Annotated in this window: 17 protein-coding genes and 1 riboswitch; of the genes, 10 read left to right on the top strand and 7 right to left on the bottom strand. The window is 67.9% G+C overall.

Features of this window, described 5'->3' with window-relative positions:
- Nucleotides 1-5 precede the first annotated feature (5 nt).
- Entirely contained in the window at nucleotides 6-2621 is a 2616-nt protein-coding gene (locus VMT40_RS38170; RefSeq protein ID WP_326364541.1) for a helix-turn-helix transcriptional regulator, read from the bottom strand.
- A 65-nt stretch (nucleotides 2622-2686) separates the two neighbouring features.
- On the bottom strand, nucleotides 2687-3508 hold the full coding sequence (locus VMT40_RS38165; RefSeq protein ID WP_326364540.1) for a helix-turn-helix transcriptional regulator: 822 nt from the start codon (nucleotides 3506-3508) through the stop codon (nucleotides 2687-2689).
- Between the two features lie 101 nt (nucleotides 3509-3609).
- Here VMT40_RS38165 and VMT40_RS38160 point away from each other — a divergent pair, with 101 nt between their 5' ends.
- Complete coding sequence (locus VMT40_RS38160) at nucleotides 3610-4143, top strand: YceI family protein (protein ID WP_326364539.1); 534 nt, start codon at nucleotides 3610-3612, stop codon at nucleotides 4141-4143.
- 78 nt (nucleotides 4144-4221) lie between these two features.
- Here VMT40_RS38160 and VMT40_RS38155 read toward each other — a convergent pair whose 3' ends face one another.
- From VMT40_RS38155 to VMT40_RS38145, 3 genes are all read right to left on the bottom strand, one after another.
- Nucleotides 4222-5319: a CaiB/BaiF CoA transferase family protein gene (locus tag VMT40_RS38155; protein ID WP_326364538.1), complete on the bottom strand. Its 1098-nt coding sequence runs from the start codon at nucleotides 5317-5319 to the stop codon at nucleotides 4222-4224.
- Nucleotides 5320-5396: 77 nt separating this feature from the next.
- A complete protein-coding gene (locus VMT40_RS38150) occupies nucleotides 5397-6281 on the bottom strand; it encodes an amidohydrolase family protein (RefSeq protein ID WP_442790130.1) in 885 nt (294 codons plus the stop codon).
- An 80-nt stretch (nucleotides 6282-6361) separates the two neighbouring features.
- Complete coding sequence (locus VMT40_RS38145; RefSeq protein ID WP_326364537.1) at nucleotides 6362-7771, bottom strand: FAD-dependent oxidoreductase; 1410 nt, start codon at nucleotides 7769-7771, stop codon at nucleotides 6362-6364.
- A 240-nt stretch (nucleotides 7772-8011) separates the two neighbouring features.
- Here VMT40_RS38145 and VMT40_RS38140 point away from each other — a divergent pair, with 240 nt between their 5' ends.
- From VMT40_RS38140 to VMT40_RS38115, 6 genes are all read left to right on the top strand, one after another.
- Nucleotides 8012-8458: an Rv0361 family membrane protein gene (locus VMT40_RS38140; protein WP_326364536.1), complete on the top strand. Its 447-nt coding sequence runs from the start codon at nucleotides 8012-8014 to the stop codon at nucleotides 8456-8458.
- 62 nt (nucleotides 8459-8520) lie between these two features.
- A riboswitch (SAM riboswitch) is annotated at nucleotides 8521-8636 on the top strand.
- A gap of 14 nt (nucleotides 8637-8650) precedes the next feature.
- The gene (locus VMT40_RS38135) at nucleotides 8651-9073 is read left to right on the top strand and encodes a rhodanese-like domain-containing protein (RefSeq protein WP_326364535.1); all 423 of its coding nucleotides are present in this window, start codon (nucleotides 8651-8653) and stop codon (nucleotides 9071-9073) included.
- Between the two features lie 40 nt (nucleotides 9074-9113).
- Nucleotides 9114-10328: an O-succinylhomoserine sulfhydrylase gene (locus VMT40_RS38130; protein ID WP_326364534.1), complete on the top strand. Its 1215-nt coding sequence runs from the start codon at nucleotides 9114-9116 to the stop codon at nucleotides 10326-10328.
- 116 nt (nucleotides 10329-10444) lie between these two features.
- Nucleotides 10445-11248 (top strand): alpha/beta hydrolase, encoded by an 804-nt coding sequence (locus VMT40_RS38125; protein ID WP_326364533.1) that lies wholly within the window; start codon nucleotides 10445-10447, stop codon nucleotides 11246-11248.
- A gap of 58 nt (nucleotides 11249-11306) precedes the next feature.
- The gene (locus VMT40_RS38120) at nucleotides 11307-11954 is read left to right on the top strand and encodes a type 1 glutamine amidotransferase family protein (RefSeq protein WP_326364532.1); all 648 of its coding nucleotides are present in this window, start codon (nucleotides 11307-11309) and stop codon (nucleotides 11952-11954) included.
- Complete coding sequence (locus VMT40_RS38115; protein WP_326364531.1) at nucleotides 11951-12427, top strand: MarR family winged helix-turn-helix transcriptional regulator; 477 nt, start codon at nucleotides 11951-11953, stop codon at nucleotides 12425-12427. The genes VMT40_RS38120 and VMT40_RS38115 overlap by 4 nt, the downstream gene beginning before the upstream one ends.
- Nucleotides 12428-12476: 49 nt before the next feature.
- Here VMT40_RS38115 and VMT40_RS38110 read toward each other — a convergent pair whose 3' ends face one another.
- The gene (locus VMT40_RS38110; RefSeq protein ID WP_326364610.1) at nucleotides 12477-13235 is read right to left on the bottom strand and encodes an HAD-IIA family hydrolase; all 759 of its coding nucleotides are present in this window, start codon (nucleotides 13233-13235) and stop codon (nucleotides 12477-12479) included.
- Between the two features lie 296 nt (nucleotides 13236-13531).
- Here VMT40_RS38110 and fgd point away from each other — a divergent pair, with 296 nt between their 5' ends.
- The 3 genes from fgd (at nucleotide 13532) to VMT40_RS38095 (ending at nucleotide 18119) form a co-directional block, all read left to right on the top strand.
- Nucleotides 13532-14539, top strand: coding sequence for a glucose-6-phosphate dehydrogenase (coenzyme-F420) (gene fgd / locus VMT40_RS38105; protein ID WP_326364530.1), 1008 nt, complete (start codon nucleotides 13532-13534; stop codon nucleotides 14537-14539).
- A 305-nt stretch (nucleotides 14540-14844) separates the two neighbouring features.
- Nucleotides 14845-16926 (top strand): phosphate acetyltransferase, encoded by a 2082-nt coding sequence (gene pta / locus VMT40_RS38100; RefSeq protein WP_326364529.1) that lies wholly within the window; start codon nucleotides 14845-14847, stop codon nucleotides 16924-16926.
- Nucleotides 16923-18119 carry an acetate kinase gene (locus VMT40_RS38095; protein WP_326364528.1) on the top strand — a complete coding sequence of 399 codons (1197 nt, stop codon included), beginning with the start codon at nucleotides 16923-16925 and terminating at the stop codon, nucleotides 18117-18119. Before pta ends, VMT40_RS38095 begins: the two co-directional genes overlap by 4 nt.
- A gap of 254 nt (nucleotides 18120-18373) precedes the next feature.
- Here VMT40_RS38095 and VMT40_RS38090 read toward each other — a convergent pair whose 3' ends face one another.
- The gene (locus tag VMT40_RS38090; RefSeq protein WP_442790132.1) at nucleotides 18374-20713 is read right to left on the bottom strand and encodes a serine/threonine-protein kinase PknG; all 2340 of its coding nucleotides are present in this window, start codon (nucleotides 20711-20713) and stop codon (nucleotides 18374-18376) included.
- Nucleotides 20714-20862 lie beyond the last annotated feature (149 nt).

The following is a 20862-nucleotide window of genomic DNA, read 5'->3' as shown; positions in this document are numbered from 1 at the left end:
CAGATTCAATTCTCGGATTTGCTGGAAGATGTCCCGCCGCGCATCAATTCGGCAAGCGCCTCACGATCGGTGACATCGAGCTTGATGCACGCCCGGTACAGATGCCCCTCCACCGTCCGCACGGACACCGTCAGCCGATCCGCGATCTGCCGGTTCGACAGCCCGGCCGCCACCAGATTCGCGATCTCCCGTTCCCGCGCGGTCAACGGCAACGGTTGCGCGGATTGCCGCAGCGCCGGGGTCGAGGCCCCGCCGCACGCGGCCGCCAGCCGATTCGCGGTCGCCGCCGATTCCAGCAGCCGCCGTCGATCGCCCGCCCGTTCGTGTGCGGACGCCGCCTGCGCCGCCGCGTCGGCCGCCGAGAGCAATGCCCCGATGCTCTCGAATTCCGCTGCGGCGGTATCCAATCCGGGCCCGTCGTGCGCCGCGACCGCCACCGCGTGCCGGGCCTGCACTTGGACGAGACGGCCGTCGATGCGCGCCGCGAGATCCGCCAGTCGCCCGGCCACGGTGTGATCGCCGAAGCGCGCGGCGGTGTGCAGCGCCATGGCCTCGATGGCGTGCTGATGCGACCGCGCGGCCATATCGGCGGCCCCGAGCGCGAGCCGGATGGCCGGTGTCGCGGTGCCCTCGGCCGCCGCCTGCATGGCACGCGCCAGTTCGAGCAGCGGTTCGTAGACGGCTCCGTGCCGCCCGCCCCGGAAGGCCGCCGCCGAAATGGCTTCCGCCGCCTCGACGGGCCGCCCGAGCGCCGAATATGCCTCCGCCAGTCGCAACTGCGCCGGAAACATCCAGGCCGCCGCGCCCTCGGCGGTGAGGGCGGCGAGTGCCTGTTCGAGATTGTCGATGCCCTGCGGGAATTGGCCCTCGGCGACATCGACGGTGCCTTGCAGAATCTTGGTCATGCCCCAGGCCAGGTATTGGCCGGGTGAGGAATAGCTGAAATTGCTTCCGGCGCAACGGCGTGCGGCTTCCAGCTCACCGGTGAAGGTGAGTGCGAGGACTTCCGCGTGGGTGGACATGAATCGATTGAGCCCGTCGATGTGCGACTCGACTTCATGTCCGCGTTTCGCGAATTGCCGTGCCGCCTCTCCCCGCCCCATCATCGCCAGCGCGAGTCCACCGCCGAAGGCCGCCCACCACACCGCCCACGGCGGGGCGTCGGTGCTCGCCATAACGGGTTCGGCCAGGGCGAACGCATCATCGAGCCGGTTCTCGTGTACAGCCACCGCGGAGGCCAGACCGTCCAGTGTCGCAACGACTTTCGGACTCTGCACGCGATGGCGAACCGATTCGAGCACCTCGTCGGCGCGGTCGGCGTCGCCCATGGACCACAGCAGGTTCGATACCCGCGTACTGCCCCAGCGGGCCAGCTCTACCTCGTTCAGCTGGTCGGGGTCGAATCCGGCCAGAGTGCGTTCGGCCTCGATGCGGTGCCCTTGCCACAGCAGGGCCCGCGCCAGCAGGTCCGCCGCTTCGACTCCGCCGCGTCGTTCCACGGCCGCTCGCGCGAATCGTTCGCCCAGCGGCAGATTCGCCAGCGCGATGGCATCCGATGCAGCCGACTGGAACAGTTCGAGATCCGCCGATTTGTCACTGTCCAAAGCCAATTCGGCCAACCGGATGCGCTCGGACGCGGAGTTGATCGGCCGGTCCTTGAGCGCCGAGTACAGCCGCCCGCGTAGCCGCCGCGCCGACGCGATGCCCAGCCGCCGTCGGATCACCTCGCCGAACAGTGGATGGTTGTACCGCACCAGCAGCTGATGGCTGTTCTCGACAATCCTTATGAGCCCGCGGGTTTCGGCCGCCTCGACGGCTTCCTCACCGGCGATCTCCGACAGCACGTCCAGATCGATGGGCTCGCAGAAGGTGAGCAGCTCCAGCACCCGCAGCACGGATTCGGGCATCTGCTCCACCCGATCCTCCAGCAGCGCCGCCAATTCCGAGGTGACGGCCGCGCGCCCGCGCAACTGCCACACCCCATTGACCTGCCGCAGCGTCCCCGCCTCCAGCGCCCCCTCGACCAGGTGCCGCAGGAAAAGCGCGTTGCCCCCGGAGGATTCCCACATGAGGTTGGCGGTGAAGCCCTCGAGCTGTCCGCCCAGCATCGACTCCACCAATTCCACGCTCTGGCGTTGCGTGAACGGCCGCAGGTCGATACGCAGCAGATGCCCGTCCTTCCACAGCGAGGTCACCGCGTCGGGCACCTGCACCCCGCTGCGCACGGTGCACACGATGTGCGCCGCCTTGTCGATGGCCAGCTGCAAAAGCAAAGTGGCCGAAAGCTGATCGAGCAGATGCGCGTCGTCGACGCCGATGATGGTGTGCCCGTCGGCGAGCAGCGCCTCGCGGGCCGCCGCCATGAAGGTCACCGGATCGTGGGCGGTGTACACCCCCACCATGTGCGCGAAGACCCCGAGCGGAATGCTCCGGGCGGATTCGGTCCCCGCGACCCACCGAATATTGCCGCCGACGGCGGCGGTGGCCAGCCGCGCCAGCGTAGTCTTGCCGACCCCCGCGTCCCCGGTGAGAACCGCCCCGACAAAGTCGTCGCCGGTGAGCGCCGACCTGATCGATTCGAGTTCGGACTCCCGTTCGACCATCGGCCAATTCCGAGCCATGGCTCAACTGTAGTGCCCGCGACGCGCCCGGGCAGCGGGAACGAAACGCCCGGAACCTGCGGCTTTTATTCGTTGACCAGCCGCAATCCGGGTTGGCGGGCCTGTCGGCGGTCGACCAGCCAGATCATGACGGTCTGATCGGCGGCTGGATCCAGGGTCTCAACCTCGACCTCCACCTCGCCCCGCACCGGATGCTGAATCCTCAGCACGACGGTTCGGAAGTCGGTGAGCCGGTGTTCGCGCCAGCGTCGCTCGAATTCCGGGTAGCGGCTCAGCGCGGTAATGAAGTCCTGCACCGACGGGTCGTCCGGAAAGCGGGTCGCGGCCGCGCGCAGCGCCGAAGCGGCCATGTCGGCGGCGGCATCCCAGTTCAGGATGGTTTTCTGGGCCGTCGGATGGGCGAAGACGAAGGTGGCGAAATTGCCGTGCGACTCCTCGTTGAACATGCCGAGCGGTTCGGCGAAGTCGCGCCAGGCCGGATTGCCGGTGAGCAGGTTCAGCCAGCGACCGAGCATGAACGCGGGTGTCGGATGCAGGGCGTCGATGACCGCCTGCATGGTCGGCGAGACCTGTTCGCGGGCCTGCCCGGCGGAGGGGCACTTGGCCTTCTGCTCGATGCCGAGCGCCAGCTTGCCGAAGTGGTGCTTCTCGATCTCGTTGAGCCGCAAGGCATCCGCGAGCGCCGCCAGCACGGCCATGGAGGGGTTGGTGTCGCGGCCCTGTTCGAGCCGGGCCAGGTAGTCTGCGCTGACGCCCGCGAGGGCCGCGACCTCCTCGCGGCGCAGGCCGGGCGTGCGCCGCCGCCGACCGGCGGGCAGGCCGACGTCCTCGGGCTGCAACTGGGCGCGGCGCGCGATCAGGAATTCGGCGAATTCGGAACGAGACACCACTCCATAGTGCCCGGTCCGGGTTTCGTTATCCCCGCCCTGCCAATACCCGGATAACCACGGCCTGGATTACCGGACCACAGTCCACTTAACCTCGAGCCATGACGACTTCCGAGCAGACCCTCGCCCCCGGCGCCTGGACCCTCGACGCCAACCACTCCTCGGTCAGCTTCACCGTGAAGCACCTGGGCATTTCCAAGGTCCGCGGCCGCTTCAACCGCTTCGAGACCGGTTTCGTCGTGAACGACGCGGGCGAGGCGGCCATCGAGGCCACCATCTACTTCGATTCCTTCGACACCGGCAACGAGATGCGCGACGGCCACGTCCGCAGCGCCGACATCCTCGATGTCGCCAACCGCCCGCACCTGACCTTCCGCGTCCCGGAGCCGGTCAAGCTGGCCGAGGAGTTCGAGGTCACCGGCGAGGCCACCATCGGCGGCATCACCAAGCCCGTCACCCTCGACGTCGAGTGGGGCGGCGTGCAGGTCTTCCCGCAGGACAACAAGGAGCACGCGGGCTTCACCGCCACCGGCACCATCAAGCGCAGCGACTTCGGTGTGGCCCCGGGGATGCCCAACGCCATGCTGAGCGACAAGATCGCCATCGAGCTGGACATCCAGCTGGTCGCCCCGTAGTTCTCCGCGCCGCATCGGAAAAGTCAACGCCCCCTGTGGATTCCACAGGGGGCGTTCGTCCGTCCGGGTGCGGAAAGGTCAGTCCGCCCAGACCGATTCGATCGGGGTGCCCGCGTCCGGCGGCGGGGTCGGGGTGCCGGACGGGGTGCGGGAGAAGCGCGGGGCCGGAGCGTGCTGCACGACGCCGTCGATCTCGATGAGGCCGGTGCGGGCCTGAATGTGCGGATTCTGTTCGGCCTCGGTGAAGGTCAGCACCGGGGTGGTGCAGGCGTCGGTGTGCTCGAAGATGGCCCACCACTCGTCGCGGGTCTTGGTCTTGAACTTCTCGGTGAACAGCTTGCGCAGCTGATCCTGGCCCGCCGGGTCGATCTGATGCGGCAGGCCCTCGGGCGAGATCTCCAGGCCCCGAAGCAGTTCCGCGTAGAACTGCGGCTCGATGCAGCCGACCGCCATGTACTTGCCGTCGGCGGTCTCATAGGTGTCGTAGAAGGCCATGCCGGTGTCGAGCAGGTTGGTGCCGCGCTCGTCGGACCACAGCCCCATGCCCTTCATGCCCCAGATCATGTGCGAAAGCGCAAGCGCGCCATCGATCATGGCCGAGTCGATGACCTGACCCTGACCCGAATTCTGCCGCTCCACCAGCGCCGCCAGGATGCCGAAGACCAGGAACATGGACCCACCACCGAAGTCCCCCACCATGTTCAGCGGCGGGACGGGGCGTTCGCCCTTGCGGCCGATGGCATTCAGCACACCGGTCAGTGAGATGTAGTTGATGTCGTGCCCGGCGCGATCGGCCAGCGGCCCGTACTGTCCCCATCCGGTCATGCGGCCGTAGACCAGCCGCGGATTGCGTTCCAGCGCGACCTCGGGACCCAGTCCCATGCGCTCGGTGACGCCCGGCCGGAAGCCCTCGATGAGCACGTCGGCCTTCTCGATCAGCCCGAGCACCTTCTCGATGTCGGCCGGATCCTTCAGGTTGGCTTCGACAATGGTGCGGCCCCGCCACTGCGGGCGCTCCATGAAGCCGGGAAACCCGCCCGGCCGCTGCACCCGTACCACGTCCGCGCCGAGGTCGGCGAGCAGCAGTGCCGCGTGCGGTCCCGGGCCGATACCGGCCAGTTCGACTACTCGGATGCCCGCGAGCGGGCCCTGCTTGGCGGTGGATGGAGTGCTCACGCCCTACCTCGGTTCGTCGTCGAATCCTGCGCACCGACGCACCACGCCGGTGTTGACGTTACGACAATAACGCGGATTCAGCGATCGACGATCGGGAGGGGCAGGGTGTCCGGCGGCGGGGTCGCGGGGAGTTCGGAGCGGGGCAGGCGCAGGGTGGGCACCTCACCGGAGGCCTTGCGCAGCGTGGAGTCCGGCTCCGCGAGCGTCCGGTCCTTGGCGGGCAGGCCGTAGAAGGCCCGGGCATTGTCCTCGAGCACCCGATGCAGGTCCGAGCCCACGGCGTCGGCGATGATCGACAGGTCGGTATCGCGGAAGGGCCGCCCGGCCCGGGTGCCCGGCAGATCGGTGCCGAACATGAGGGCCTCGGGATTGACGGTGTGGATCTTGCGCAGTGCCGCACCCACATTCATCGACACCCGCCCGAAGCCCGAGGCCTTCACCTTGGCGCCCCGGTCGACCAGGTTGAGCAGGTACGGCAGGCACTCGTCGGACATGCCCATGTGGTCGATGGACAGTTTCGGCAGCTTGGTGATGACCGGTTCGAGCGAGCCCAGCATGGACCCGTCGATGTACAGCTCCACATGCCAACCGGCCAGTTCGTAGGCGCGCAGGGCCAGCATGGTCAGCCCGACGATATCGCCGCCCGCCCGCTTGAGATTGAACCGGATCGCGCGGACCCCGGCCCGGTTCAACTCGATGATCTGCTTGTCGGTGGCGTCGACGGGCAGCATGGTGACGCCCACCCAGCCCTCGCCGAGCGCCGCCAGCGCCGCCATGAGATAGCTCTGATCGGTGCCCTGGAACGACCCGCTGACCACCGCACCACCGTCGATATCGAAGCGGGACATGCGCTTGCGATAGTCGGCGATGGTGTACGGGTCGGGCAGGTAGCCCTCGTTCTCCGACAGCGGGAACCGCGGGTCGAAGATGTGGAGATGGGCATCGAACACGTTGATCAGCATGCCTCAGAACGGTGACAAGTGTGGACAACCTTGTCCGGCAAGCGGATTCGCGCTGGTCAGGACACCTTGTCCGGTACTGGTCAGGACACCTTGTCGGGCTCGGAGGCGGCGAGCATCTCCTCGCGCTCCACGACCTTGACCCGCTCGCGGCCCTGCGGCTCGCCCAGGGCGCGCTCGTGCGCGTCGAGTCGGTACCAGCCCGCCCAGGTGGTGAACGGGATGCCCTTGCCCTCGAGGAATTCGGTGACGGCCTCGGGTTCCGGCTTGGGGGCCGGAACGAAGTCGGCGGCGTCGTCGAGCAGGCAGGCGATGGTCTCGTTGGCGTCACCCTTGGTGTGGCCGATGAGCCCGACCGGGCCGCGCTTGATCCAGCCGGTCACGTAGGTGGCGGGCTCGTAGCGGTCCTTGCCGTCGGCGTCCTCGTTGACCAGCACGCGTCCGGCCTCGTTGGGCACGGTTCCGGCCTGGTCGTCGAAGGGCAGGGCCGGGATGTTCTGCGACAGGTAGCCGACCGCGCGGTACACGGCCTGGATGTCCCAGTCCTTGAATTCGCCGGTGCCCTTGCAGTTTCCGGTGCCGTCGAGCTGGGTGCGCTCGGTGCGCAGGCCCACGACCTTGCCGTTCTCGTCGCCTAGGATTTCGGCGGGGTTCTCGAAGAAGTGCAGGAACAGCTTGTGCGGGCGGTTGCCGACATCGCGAATGGCCCACTGCTCCAAGGTATTGCAGATCATGTCGACCTGCTTGGAGTGGCGGCGGGCGGCCTCGGAGCCCTCGTCGTAGTCGATGTCCTCGGGGTCGACGATGACCTCGATGGTCGGGGAGTGGTCGAGTTCGCGCAGCTCGAGCGGGGTGAACTTGGCCTGGGCCGGGCCGCGGCGGCCGAACACGTGCACCTCGACGGCCTTGTTGGCCTTGAGGCCCTCGTAGACGTTCGGCGGGATCTCGGTGGGCAGCAGTTCGTCACCGGTCTTGGCCAGCACGCGCGCCACGTCCAGGGCGACATTGCCGACGCCGAGCACGGCGACCTTCTCCGCGTCCAGGGGCCAGGTGCGCGGCACGTCGGGGTGTCCGTCGTACCAGGACACGAAGTCCGCGGCACCGTAGGAGCCGTCGAGGTCGATGCCCGGAACGCCCAGGGCGCGGTCGGCATTGGCGCCGGTGGAGAAGATGACCGCGTCGTAGAACTGGCGCAGGTCTTCCAGGGTGATGTCGGTGCCGTAGTCGATATTGCCGAGCAGGCGGACCTGGTCCTTGTCGAGCACCTTGTGCAGGGCGGTGATGATGCCCTTGATGCGCGGGTGGTCGGGCGCGACGCCGTAGCGGATCAGGCCGAACGGTGCGGGCATGCGCTCGTAGAGGTCGATGCTCACCCCGTCGAACCCGGCCGGGGCATCGGACTTCATCAAGGCGTCGGCGGCATAGATACCGGCCGGGCCCGCGCCCACGATCGCAATGCGTAGCGGGCGGGTCGCTGCACTCTGTTCGGTCATTCTTCCGCGCACCCTTTGGGTCGAAACTAACTTGCCGTCAAAACTTAGCCGTCGTTCTTAGCTTAGGCTAAGTTGACGCCCTGGCCTCGGCGACCTTCGTTGGCCCCCGACGCTGCAGCGTTGCTGCGTGGTCTTGCTATTCCCGCACCGGAGCGGAAATTCTGCTGATTCTATCGATGGCGCACGGACGCCCCCGCGCGCGGGCGGGGAAACTGCGGGAACGCCAGGCATGATCTACCCATGAGCGATGCCGAGGAGACCGTCGAGGAGACGTCGATTCCGATCGAGCAGAACGAGACCCGCAGCATGTGGCCGTTCCTGGTCGCGGCGGGTGTCATCGCGGCGGTGATCCTGGGCATCGTGATCGCGACCCTGCTGTCGCCGGTTGAGAACAATGTCACAGATCGCGATCGCCTCTCGGTGGCGGCGGGCGAGTTCATCAAGTCCCGTAACGACACCGGCAAGTTCGTTCCGGCCGTGGCCTGCAAGGGATTCGACGAGAACAACTCCCCGCTGAAGATCGCGGGCACGAGCGGCAAGGGCATCACCTTCGACCGGATCGACGATCCGGTCGTCGACGGTGACAAGGCCACGGCGCAGGTCACCTTCAGCGTGGACGGCGCGCAGTCGACCTCGACTTGGCATTTCACCAAGGAGAATTCCCGGTGGTTGGTCTGCGGTTCGTGACATGGTCCGAAGACCGACCGGGGGTTTGACACAACACCGGTTTTTTCGGCACTCTCATCCCAGGTCATGAGTACCAGCGCCAAGCCCCGGCTGGCTGGTCGGCAACCCTCCTCCGCGGTGGGGTGCTCCGGGTGACGACCTGGCCACGCATCGAGCAGCGGTGCGGCAAGTGCGGATTCACAGGAGGTACAGGTGAGCTACGCGGGTGACATCACGCCGAAGCAGGCGTGGGAGTTGTTGCGCGACAATCCGGATGCGGTGCTGGTGGACGTGCGCACCGAGGCGGAATGGCGATTCGTCGGCGTGCCCGACACCAGCGGCATCGGCCGCCCGACCGCGTTGATCGAATGGGTGGACGCCACCGGCACGCCCAACGCGCGGTTCGTGGACCAGTTGAAGCAGGCTCTCGCCGACCGGAACCCGGATTCGCAGGCCCCGGTCCTGTTCATCTGCCGCTCGGGCCAGCGCTCCATCGGCGCGGCCACCGCGGCCACCACCGTCGGCATCACGCCGTCGTTCAATGTGGTCGACGGTTTCGAGGGCGCGCTGGACGCTCAGGGCCACCGCGGTGCCACCGGTTGGCGGGCCGACGGCCTGCCGTGGCGGCAGTCGTGATTTCGCCCAGCTCCCCCAGCTCTTCCGAAGGGAACCAGTCATGATCACCGGTGGCTCTTTCGACAAGCCGCTGCCCGAGGGCGTCGGCCCCGCCACCCAGGCCGTGCGCGGCGGCACCCGGCGCTCCGGCTTCGACGAGACCTCCGAGGCGCTGTTCCTCAATTCGGGTTTCGTCTACGAGAGCGCCGAGGCGGCCGAGGCGTCGTTCACCGGCGATATCGAGCATTTCGTCTACTCCCGCTACGGCAATCCGACGGTCGCCATGTTCGAGGAGCGGCTGCGCCTGATCGACGGCGCGGAAGCCTGTTTCGCGACCGCGTCGGGCATGTCCGCGGTCTTCACCGCGCTGGGCGCGCTGCTCGGCGCGGGTGACCGACTGGTGGCGGCGCGCAGCCTGTTCGGGTCCTGCTTCGTGGTGGCCAACGAGATCCTGCCGCGCTGGGGCGTGGAGACCGTCTTCGTCGACGGCGAGGATCTGGACCAGTGGGAGCAGGCGCTGTCGGTGCCGACCCAGGCCGTCTTCTTCGAGACCCCGTCCAACCCGATGCAGACCCTCACCGATGTGCGCGCGGTCTCCGACCTCGCCCACGCGGCGGGCGCGAAGGTGGTGCTGGACAACGTCTTCGCCACCCCGCTGCTGCAGCGCGGGTTCGACCTGGGCGCGGACATCACCGTGTACTCGGGCACCAAGCACATCGACGGCCAGGGCCGTGTGCTCGGCGGCGCGATCCTCGGACCGCAGGACTACATCGACGGTCCGGTGAAAAACCTGATGCGCCACACGGGTCCGGCGCTGAGCCCGTTCAACGCCTGGACGCTGCTCAAGGGTCTCGAGACCATGCCGCTGCGCCTGCGCCAGTCGGTGGACTCCGCGCTGAAGATCGCCCAGTTCCTCGAGAACCATCCCGCGGTGGCGTGGGTGAAGTACCCGTTCCTGTCCTCGCACCCGCAGTACGAGCTGGCCAAGCGCCAGATGTCCGGCGGCGGCACGGTGATCACCTTCGAACTGAAGGCCGCCGAGAACGAGGCCAAGAAGCGGGCTTTCGAGGTGCTCAACCGGCTGCGCATCATCGACATCTCCAACAACCTCGGTGACGCGAAGACCCTGATCACCCACCCGGCCACCACCACGCACCGCGCCATGGGTCCGGAAGGCCGTGCGGCCGTGGGTATTACGGATGGCGTCGTGCGCATCTCCATCGGCCTCGAGGATGTCGAAGACCTCCTGGGCGACCTGGATCAGGCGCTGAGCTGATCCATCGATCGTCGAAAAGGGCCGGAATCCAGTGGATTCCGGCCCTTTTTCCATGTCAGGGGAGACGTCAGGTCGGTGTCAGCCCGATATCAGGCCACCCGCCGAAAGTTATCGGCATGACGAAGAACAACAGCTCCTCCGCTTCCTCCTCCACCACCTGGTCCGGCATGATTCCGGTCGACGACACCGCCCTGTTCTGCACCGACACCGGCGGCGACGGCATCCCGGTGATCTACCTCAACGGCCAGTTCGCCACCCAGGGTTACTGGGCCAAGGTCATCGCCGAGCTCGGAGACGGCTTCCGCCACATCACCTACGACGAGCGGGCGCGCGGCAAGAAGTCGCTGAAGTCCGCCGACTACTCCTTCGAGGCGTGCGTCCGCGATGTCGACGCCGTCCTCGCCGCCCGGGGCGTCGAGAAGGCGATCGTGATCGGCTGGTCGTACGGCGCGCTGGTGGCCGCACACTGGGCCAATCGCAACCCCGACCGGGCCATCGGCGCGGTGCTGGTCGACGGTGCCATGCCGCACGACTGGCTGGACGACGCCATGGAGGCGCGCATCCGCAAGCTGTTCAAGCGGCTCGCCCCCATCACCGCGCTGCTGCGTCCGACGGGCCTGACCCCGAAGCTGACCGCCGCGCAGCAGGCCGAGAGCAATATCGAGCTGGGCAAGCTGTCGCGGGCCGCGGTCCTGGGGCCGGTCCTGGACAACATCACGGTGCCCACCCGGTTCGTGCTCGCCTCGGGCTCGTCCCTCGGCAGCCACGGTGACGAACAGGAGGTGATCCGCGCCTCGGTCGCCGGTGCGTGCGAACGCAATCCGCACATCAAGATCAGTGCGAAGGTCGCCAGCAACCATGATCACATCCTGCGCAAGGACTTCCGCGCCGTGGCCGACGCGGTCCGTGAGGTCGCATGACGGCGGAGGGATCGAGCAGGCATTGACAGTATGCTGTCAAATATGACAGCATACTGTCATGCTGAAAACAGTCCACATGGCCGTGTACGACACCTTCTCGGACTGGGAGGTCGGGCACGCGACCGCGCACATCAATCGCGAACTGTGGCATCGGGACCCCGGGACCTGGCAGGTGAAAACCGTTGCCCTGGGCCCGGAGCCGATCACTTCGATGGGCGGCATGCGGGTGCTGCCCGATCTCGTGCTCGATGAGTTGAAGCCCGCCGACAGCGCCATGCTGATCCTCCCGGGACTGGGTACCGAGTTCGATCCCCAGAGTCCGATCACCGCCTTCGCCCGCAAGGCCCGCGAATTCCTGGCCGCCGGAGTCCCCGTCGCCGCCATCTGCGGCGCGACGTTCGGGCTGGCGAAAGAGGGGCTGCTCGACGATCGCGCGCACACCAGCAATGACCCGGGATACCTCGGCTACTCCGGGTATTCGGGCGGCGAGCACTACGTCGCGTCGACCACGGCGGTCACCGACGGTGATCTGATCACGGCCACCGGTACCCGTCCGGTCGACTTCGCCCGCGAGATCTTCGCTCGCCTCGGCATTTTCGAGCCGCATGTACTCGAGGCCTGGTACAAGCTGTACGGAAACAATGATCCGGCAGGCTTTTACGCGCTGTACGAGTACGAGCAGCAGCGGGCCGCGGAGGCGCGATGACCCGCACCGAGCCGACCCGCACCGAGCAGCAGCTCTTCGCTACCGCGGCGGTCACCACCTTCAAGCTGAACGGTCAATTCCTGGCCGTCGCCGAGGAATTGGCCAAACCCGCCGGAATCACCGTGGCCTGGTGGCAGGTGCTGGGCGCGGTACTGCACGAGCCACTACCGGTCGCGGGCATCGCGCGGGAGATGGGCATCACCCGGCAGAGCGTGCAGCGGGTCGCGGATCTGCTGGTGGACAAGGGGTTTGCCGAGTACCGCCCGAATCCGGCGCATCGCCGCGCCAAGCTGGTGGCGATCACCGAGGCCGGTCACGACGCGGTGCGGCGGATTGATCCGCAGCACGCGGCCATGGCGAAACGCCTGACGGCGCAGCTGGGTAAGGAGAAACTGGCCCGCATCGTGGACGCGCTGACGGATCTGTCGGCCGCCCTCGAGGCGCTCGAGGGCGACGCGACGGACGCGGCCTGACCGATTCGATGCGGCCTGACCGATTCGGTACGGTCCGACCGGGTTTCGGCTAGGCCGCGAACGGATCCTTGGTCTTGCCGACCAGGGCCGCCACCGACGGCAGGATGGTGGTCGGGCGGTACGGGAACTGCTCGACCAGGGCCGGGGTCGAGATGCCGGTGGTCACCAGAATGGTCCGCATGCCCGCCTCGAGGCCCGCGATCACATCGGTGTCCATGCGGTCACCGATCATGACCGTGGACTGCGAGTGCGCGCCGATGCGGCGCAGCGCCGACCGCATCATCAGCGGATTGGGCTTGCCCACGTAGTACGGCTTCTTGCCGGTGGCCTGCGTGATCAGCGCCGCGACCGAGCCGGTGGCCGGGAGGATGCCCTCGCGCGAGGGTCCGGTGGCATCGGGATTGGTGGCGATGAAGCGCGCGCCCGCCGCGACGAGGCGGATGGCGGTGGTGATGGCTTCGAAAGAGTACGTGCGGGTTTCGCCGAGCACGACGTAGTCCGGATCGGAATCGGTGAGGATGTAGCCGATTTCGTGCAGCGCGGTGGTGAGACCGGACTCACCGACCACATAGGCGGTGCCGCCCGGGCGCTGCTCGTTGAGGAAGGTCGCGGTGGCCAGCGCGGAGGTCCAGATCGCCTCGACCGGGATTTCCAGGCCGGTGTGCTTGAGCCGGGCCTGCAGGTCGCGCGCGGTGTAGATCGAATTGTTGGTGAGGACCAGGAACGGGATGTCGTTGTCGCGCAGTTCGGCGAGGAACTGGTCGGCCCCGGGCACCATGTGGTTCTCGTGCACCAGGACGCCGTCCATATCGGTGAGGTAGGAGAGGATCGGTTCTGCGCTCGAGTTGGTCACGCGCATATTCTCCGCTATCCCCGGACCGAGCGCTCATATATTCCTGCTCTTGCTGACCGTCCGACCGGTCTCATCCCTGGAGTACCGTTCCCCGACCCGGGGTTCGACGTCTTGGGTGTGACCCCTGCCGCACCGTCTTTCGCCGCTGACTAGGGTGCGAGGTAAGTCCGTTTGCGGCGCGCGCGTCGCAGGCGACCGGCGGGAGGTTGGCCCGCACAATCCAAGCGCAGCAAGGCGACAGGAGTGCCCAGGTGAAGGACCTCAAGCTCGGTTACAAGGCGTCCGCGGAACAGTTCGGCCCGCGCGAACTGGTGGAGCTGGCGGTGGAGGCGGAGGCGCACGGCCTCGATTCCGCGACCGTCTCCGACCATTTCCAGCCCTGGCGGCACAATGGCGGCCACGCCCCGTTCTCGCTGGCCTTCCTGGCCGCGGTGGGCGAGCGCACCAGCCGCATTCAACTCGGCACCTCGGTGCTGACCCCCACCTTCCGCTACAACCCGGCGGTCGTCGCGCAGGCCTTCGCCACCATGGGCTGCCTGTACCCCGGCCGCATCATGCTCGGTGTCGGTTCCGGCGAGGCGCTCAACGAGATCGCCACCGGCCACACCGGCGAATGGCCCGAGTTCAAGGAGCGTTTCGCGCGGCTGCGCGAGTCGGTGGATCTGATGCGCGCCCTGTGGACGGGTGAGCGCACCGACTTCGACGGCCAGTACTACAAGACCGTCGGGGCGTCGATCTACGACGTGCCCAAGGGCGGCATCCCGGTCTACATCGCCGCGGGCGGTCCGCTGGTGGCCCGCTACGCCGGTCGCGCCGGTGACGGTTTCATCTGCACCTCGGGCAAGGGCATGGACCTCTACACCGAGAAGCTCATGCCCGCCGTCGAGGAGGGCGCGGCCAAGGTCGGGCGCACCCTCGACGACATCGACCGGATGATCGAGATCAAGATCTCCTACGACACCGATCCCGTTCTGGCGCTGGAGAACACCCGTTTCTGGGCTCCACTGTCGCTGACCGCCGAGCAGAAGCATTCCATCACCGACCCGATCGAGATGGAGGCCGCGGCCGACGCGCTGCCGATCGAGCAGATCGCCAAGCGCTGGATCGTGGCCAGCGATCCCGACCAGGCGGTCGAGCAGATCAAGCCGTACCTGGACGCGGGCCTGAACCACCTCGTCTTCCACGCGCCGGGTCACGACCAGAAGCGCTTCCTGGACCTGTTCCAGCGCGACCTGGCCCCGCGCCTGCGCGCCCTCTGACGCTCCGCGTCTAACTGGCTCTGGCGGGACCCGCGTCACACCTCAGCTAGCGGTACATCGGGACGGACATCCCTTGTGAAGTCCGGTCCCGATGTGCCGCGCGTTGGCTGAAAACTGGTGCTGGACCGGGACATATGTCATGTGATTGCTGTCTCGCGCGGACGACCTCGCGCATGGACAGTCGTGGAAACCCCAGCTCGGACGGGCCTTGACGAACTAATAGCAACCGTGCATCAGTTGCGTCGATTGTCGTGTTGCCAGGCAGCAGCGGAAATCGGCCCATAACGGTCGGTAGTCTTCTGCTCATGGCTGCCACACCGGTTTCCAGTGTGTACATCGCGTCCCCCGAGGGCGACACCGGCAAGTCGACGGTGGCGCTCGGCGTCCTGCAAGCCCTCGCCGCGACCACCCCGCGCGTCGGCGTGTTCCGACCCATCACCCGGTCCGCGACCGGACGCGACTACATCCTCGAGCTGCTGCTCGAGCACTCCACCTCCGATGTCGACTACGACCAGGCCATCGGCGTCACCTACGAGCAGGTGCACGAGGACCCGGACGCGGCGATCAGCGAGATCGTCATGCGCTATCACGCCGTCGCCAAGCAGTGCGACGCCGTGCTCATCATCGGCTCCGACTACACCGATGTCGCCAGCCCCAGCGAACTGCGCTACAACGCCCGCATCGCCGTGAACCTCGGCGCGCCCGTCCTGCTCGTGGTGCGCGGAATCGGCCGCACCCCCGAGGAATTGGGGCAGCTGGTGGAGCTGTGCCGCGGCGAGCTGGTGTCCGAGCACGCCAAGCTGGTGGCCGTGGTCGCCAACCGCTGTGAGCCCGCTCAGCTCGAGGCCGACGACGCCATCCTGAAAAAGGTTGCGGCGGTGCCGTCCTGGGCGCTGCCGGAGGTGCCGCTGCTGCAGGCACCCACCATGGAGGAGCTGCGCGAGGCCATCGGCGGCGAACTGTACAGCGGCGACCCGGAACTCATGCAGCGCGAGGCCCTCGAGGTGATCGTCGGCGGCATGACCGCCGAGCACATTCTGGAGCGACTGACCGACGGCGTCGCCGTCATCACCCCCGGCGACCGCTCCGATGTATTGCTCGCCCTGGTGAACGCCCATGAGGCGGAAGGCTTCCCGTCGCTGGCGGGCATCATCATGAACGGCGGCATGCTGCCCGAGCCCTCCATCGCGCGGCTCATGGCGGGCCTGCGGCCCAAGCTCCCGATTCTGTCCACCGACCTCGGCACCTTCGAGACCGCCAAGGCCACCGCCCTCACCCGCGGCCGCGTCTCGCTGTCCAGCATTCGCAAGGTCGACACCGCGCTGGCCGTCATGGAGGAGCGCGTCGATCCGCGAGAACTGCTGCGGCAGATCGACGTTCCGATTCCGAACGTCGTCACCCCGCAGATGTTCGAGTACCAGCTCATCGAGCGCGCCCGCAACGATCGCAAGCGCATCGTGCTGCCCGAGGGCGACGACGACCGCATTCTGCGGGCCGCCGGTCGCGTACTGCAGCGCAAGATCGCCGACCTCACCATTCTCGGCGAGGAGGCCGCCATTCGCGGCCGCGCCGCCGAACTGGGCGTGGACATCGACGCCGCCGAGGTGCTCGACCCCAAGACCTGCCCGCTGCGCGACGAATTCGCCGAGGAGTACGCCCGCCTGCGCGCCCACAAGGGCATGACGGTGGAGCGGGCCCGCGAATTCATGAGCGACATCTCGTATTTCGGCACCATGATGGTGCACATGGGGGTCGCCGACGGCATGGTGTCGGGCGCGGCGCACACCACCGCGCACACCATCCGGCCGTCGTTCGAGATCATCAAGACCACGCCGGGCGTGTCCACGGTGTCGTCGGTCTTCCTCATGTGTCTCGCCGATCGCGTGCTGGTGTACGGCGACTGCGCCGTGGTGCCGGACCCGACCTCGGAGCAGCTGGCCGATATCGCGGTCTCCTCCGCGCGCACCGCCGCCCAGTTCGGCATCGACCCGCGCGTGGCCATGCTTTCGTACTCGACCGGTGAATCGGGTTCCGGCGCGGACGTGGACAAGGTTCGCACCGCCACCAAGCTGGTGCACGAGCGTGCCCCACAGCTGTTGGTGGAGGGCCCGATTCAGTACGACGCCGCCATCGAACCCACGGTGGCCAAGACCAAGTTGCCCAATTCCGAGGTGGCGGGTCAGGCGACGGTCTTCATCTTCCCGGACCTCAATACGGGAAACAACACCTACAAAGCGGTGCAGCGCAGCGCCGGAGCGGTGGCCATCGGCCCCGTGCTCCAGGGCCTGCGCAAGCCGGTCAACGACCTCTCGCGCGGCGCGCTCGTCGCCGACATCGTGAACACCGTCGCCATCACCGCCATTCAGGCCCAACAGGAGGCGCAATGAAGGTACTGGTGATCAATTCCGGTTCCTCGTCCATCAAATATCAACTGCTGGAACCGGAGTCGGCCGATGTGGTGGCCTCCGGGACGGTGCAGCGCATCGGCGAGGACGTCGAGAGCGATGTCGTCACCGTCGAACACAAGTGTGGCGGTGAGACTTTCGAGCATCGGGGACCGGTCGCCGATCACGCGGCGGGCCTGCGGGTGGTGTTCGACCTGTTCGGCGCGAGCGGCCAGGATCTGGCGCACGCCGACCTGGGCGCGGTCGGGCACCGGGTGGTGCACGGCGGCGAGGTCTTCTACCGGCCGACCCTGATCGACGACGACGTGGCCAAGGCGATCATCGACCTGTCGTCGCTGGCCCCCCTGCACAATCCGCCGAATGTCACCGGCATCGAGTCGGCGCGGGCGCTGCTGCCGGACGTGCCGCAGGTCGCGGTGTTCGACACCGCGTTCTTCCACGAGCTGCCCGCCGCCGCCAAGACCTACGCCATCGACGCGGAAATCGCTGCCGCGCACGGCATTCGCAAGTACGGCTTCCACGGCACCTCGCACGACTACGTCTCCCGGCAGGTCGCGGCGTTCCTGGGCAAGGACCGTTCCGAGCTCAATCAGATCGTGCTGCACCTGGGCAATGGCGCGTCGGCCTCGGCCATTCGCGCCGGGCGGGCCGTCGACACCACCATGGGCCTGACCCCGCTCGAGGGGCTGGTCATGGGCACCCGCTCCGGTGATCTGGACCCGGGCATCATCTTCCACCTGATCCGCACCGCGGGCATGGGTGTGGACGATGTGGACAACCTGCTCAACCGGCACTCCGGCATCAAGGGCATCTCCGGTGTCAACGACTTCCGCGAACTGGGCCAGCTCATCGAAACCGGCCACACCACCGCGAAATTGGCCTTCGACGTCTACATCCACCGCCTGCGCCGCTACATCGGCGCGTACCTGATCGACCTCGGCACCGTGGACGCCATCACCTTCACCGCAGGTGTGGGCGAGAACGACGCGCACGTCCGCGCCGAGGCGCTGGCCGGGCTGGAGAACTACGGCATCAAGCTCGACGCGGCCCGCAATACCGCGAAAGACCGCTCGGCCCGCCGCATTTCGACCGACGACTCCGCGATCTCGGTACTGGTCGTGCCGACCAACGAGGAGCTCGCCATCGCCCGCGCCGCGGCCGACCTGGTCGCCTGAGGAAGCAACTCTCGGGCTCTCAGGGGCTTCCCCTGAAACCCCTTTCACGCCCCAAAAGCGGCTTCATGAAAACATCACGATGCGCCTGGCATCGTGGTCGACGGGCCCGGTTCTTCCCCGGTCCACCGGAACCCGTGTCGCACCACGCACAACTGCGGTAGGGATCGAACATATCCCTCGCCGATCCCGTGATCTCACGGCTGCCCCCGAGATCGCCGCAGGCGGCACGGGCTCTCTCCGGTCCAGCGCGAGGCTCAGAACCAGGACTTGGCGCGCACCGCGTTGGCCAGGTCCACGAGGGCGTAGCGATGCGTGCGGGCGGGTGCGGAGCGCGCCAGGCCGCGCAGGCCCGTTTCGATGCCGCGGCGCAGATCCCGTTCGGTGAACGGCGACCCGAACAGCTTGGCGGCGGGCGACTTCGGGCGTCTCCCGGCCTGCACCCAGCCCAGCGCGATGCCCAGGGTGAGGATGCGCAGCTGCGCCGCGCGCCCCTCGCCGGGCGGCAGGTCCTGCACGCGCGCGGCCGCCACGTGCAGCGTCGATTCATCCAATTCCGCCGCGGGAGCACAGGTCAGCAGCATCAGAATGGCGGTCATTCGCGCCTCGGAGTAATGCCGAGAGGCGGGCGGCACCTGATCCAGCGCGTGCACGGCCGCGGTGATGTTCCCGGCCGCGGCCAGCTGGCGGGCCAGCCCGAACGCGGCGCTCACCACGCCCCGGTCGGTGCGCCACACGGTGGCGTAGTAGCTCTCGGCGTAGACCCGCCACTCCTCCGGATCGGGTGAATCCCAGTGCTGGAGAATGAGTTCCGCGGTGGCGGCCAGCGCCAGCTTCGGTCCGATCTCGCCGGGCAGTGCCTCCAGCACGGCGTCGAAGCGGGCGAAGGCGCGCTCGTATTCCAGTTCCAGCAGCTCGGTCAGGCCCAGATACCAGTCGATGCGCCAATCCGGGGCGGGCGGCAGCGGCTCGTCGGCGAGCCGGGCCAGCAGCATGCGCGCGGCCGCGGGCTCCTGGAGATCCAGGTGGGCGCGGGCCTCGGCCAGGGTCACCTCGAGTTCGAAGGTCTCCGGCGCACCGCCGGGTTCGGCCGTGGCGCGCTGGCGGGCGTGCCGCAGTTCGTCGAGGGCGTGGCGGGGTTCGGGATGCGCGGCACCGGCCAGCAGCGGTGCGGAGGGGTCGCCGGGATCGATGATCGGCACCGGCAGCGCCGCCACCACATCGCCGGGCCGCAGCAGGGTGTCGCGGGCGACGCCGTCGATGATGCCGTCGGTCTGCGCGATCAGCTCGCCCGTCCCGAAACTGGTGCGCGGCGGACTGAACAGGGTGGACAGCTGCGGATGCTCGGTGCCGGTCTCGACGGCCAGGATCTCGCGCAGCACCCCGGTGAGCTGGGTGCCCAGCACCCGCGCCGAGGGGAAGCGGCGGTCCGGGTCCGGGTGGGTGGCGCGCAACAGCAGCCGGTACAGGAACTGGTGCCGGGCCAGGATCGGCTCGTCCTTGGGGTCCGGAATGCCGTCCACGTACGCGCCGCGCTCCATCGGCATGTGCAGGGTGAGCACGGCCAGCGTGCGGCCCACGGTATAGATGTCCGAGGCCACGGTGGGCCCGGTGTGCGCGATCTCCGGCGCCTGATATCCCCTGGTGCCGTAGAGGTTTCCGTACGCCTCGAACTGACTGACCGCACCCAGGTCGATGAGCTCCACCCGATCGGTGGTGATCATGATGTTGTCGGGTTTGAGATCGTTGTAGGCCAGCCCCACCGAGTGCAGGTAGTCCAGCGCCGGAAGGATTTCCAGCAGGTACGCGATGGCCTCGGTGACCGGCATGCGTTCGGGCGCATAGTGATCGAGCAGATCGCGCAGCGAATGCCCGCCCACGTACTCCATGACGATATAGCCGATGGGAGTCCCGTCCGGGCCCGCGTGCTCCACGAAATTGTGGATCTTCACGATGCTCGGATGCACCACCTCGGCCAGGAACTGCCGTTCGGCCACGGCGACAGCCTGCGCCTCGGCGTCACCGGCGTGCAAGAGGCCCTTGAGCACGACCCAGCGGTCGCTCACATTCCGGTCGATGGCCAGATAGATCCAGCCCAGTCCGCCGTGTGCGATACAGCCCTGGATCTCGTACTGCCCCGCCACCCGATCGCCTGGATGCAGCGAGGGCCGGAAATCATAGGGCGCACCGCAGGTTTGGCAGGTTCCGGCCGTTGTCGACGGGTGCGTCGGCGTGGCCCGCCCCACGGGCTTCCCACAGCGCCAACAGAACCGGCGGCCCTCGGCCACCACCGGATCCTCCAGCACCGCCGCCTCCGGATCGACCGGTTCGACCGCGGGAATCGGCACCAACCCGGCTCCGAGCCGCCGCACCACCGGACGTGGACGCGTCATGCGCGCGGTCCGCTGTGACGGCCGAGTCAGTGTACGCGGCTCGCCCGCGGCATCCGACTTCCCCTGGCCCTGAGGATCCGAAAGCCCCTGCGCCGCAGCCGGTTCCGCCACCTCGTTCGACGGTGCCGCCGGGGCCGTCCCGGGACGATTCGTGATCTCCGTGCGCGCGGGCCAGTGCGGCCCGGTGATCTCGGTCCGCGACATCGCCGAAGTCGGCTGCGCCGGTTCACCTTCCGCGGTGAGTTCCTCCCGGGTGGTCGCCCGCGTTTCCATGCCGTCGGCATCGGGGCGCGCGGTCGCGCGGGTGTGCTCCTCGGCCCCGCCGGGTTCGGGAGGTTCGGGCGGTGGCCCGG

This window comes from Nocardia sp. CDC160, from assembly GCF_035818795.1.
Taxonomy (GTDB): Bacteria; Actinomycetota; Actinomycetes; order Mycobacteriales; family Mycobacteriaceae; genus Nocardia.
Note: the sequence above shows the minus strand (reverse complement) of the source record. Positions and strands in the feature narration are given on the sequence as shown.

Excerpts from the sequence above, each read along its gene's own strand:
- VMT40_RS38170 (WP_326364541.1), bottom strand. The coding sequence starts at position 2,621 with ATGGCTCGGAATTGGCCGATGGTCGAACGGGAGTCCGAACTCGAATCG.
- VMT40_RS38160 (WP_326364539.1), top strand. The coding sequence starts at position 3,610 with ATGACGACTTCCGAGCAGACCCTCGCCCCCGGCGCCTGGACCCTCGAC.
- VMT40_RS38150 (WP_442790130.1), bottom strand. The coding sequence starts at position 6,281 with ATGCTGATCAACGTGTTCGATGCCCATCTCCACATCTTCGACCCGCGG.
- VMT40_RS38145 (WP_326364537.1), bottom strand. The coding sequence starts at position 7,771 with ATGACCGAACAGAGTGCAGCGACCCGCCCGCTACGCATTGCGATCGTG.
- VMT40_RS38140 (WP_326364536.1), top strand. The coding sequence starts at position 8,012 with ATGAGCGATGCCGAGGAGACCGTCGAGGAGACGTCGATTCCGATCGAG.
- VMT40_RS38130 (WP_326364534.1), top strand. The coding sequence starts at position 9,114 with ATGATCACCGGTGGCTCTTTCGACAAGCCGCTGCCCGAGGGCGTCGGC.
- VMT40_RS38125 (WP_326364533.1), top strand. The coding sequence starts at position 10,445 with ATGACGAAGAACAACAGCTCCTCCGCTTCCTCCTCCACCACCTGGTCC.
- VMT40_RS38120 (WP_326364532.1), top strand. The coding sequence starts at position 11,307 with ATGCTGAAAACAGTCCACATGGCCGTGTACGACACCTTCTCGGACTGG.
- VMT40_RS38115 (WP_326364531.1), top strand. The coding sequence starts at position 11,951 with ATGACCCGCACCGAGCCGACCCGCACCGAGCAGCAGCTCTTCGCTACC.
- VMT40_RS38110 (WP_326364610.1), bottom strand. The coding sequence starts at position 13,235 with ATGGACGGCGTCCTGGTGCACGAGAACCACATGGTGCCCGGGGCCGAC.
- pta (WP_326364529.1), top strand. The coding sequence starts at position 14,845 with ATGGCTGCCACACCGGTTTCCAGTGTGTACATCGCGTCCCCCGAGGGC.
- VMT40_RS38095 (WP_326364528.1), top strand. The coding sequence starts at position 16,923 with ATGAAGGTACTGGTGATCAATTCCGGTTCCTCGTCCATCAAATATCAA.
- VMT40_RS38090 (WP_442790132.1), bottom strand. The coding sequence starts at position 20,713 with ATGTCGCGGACCGAGATCACCGGGCCGCACTGGCCCGCGCGCACGGAG.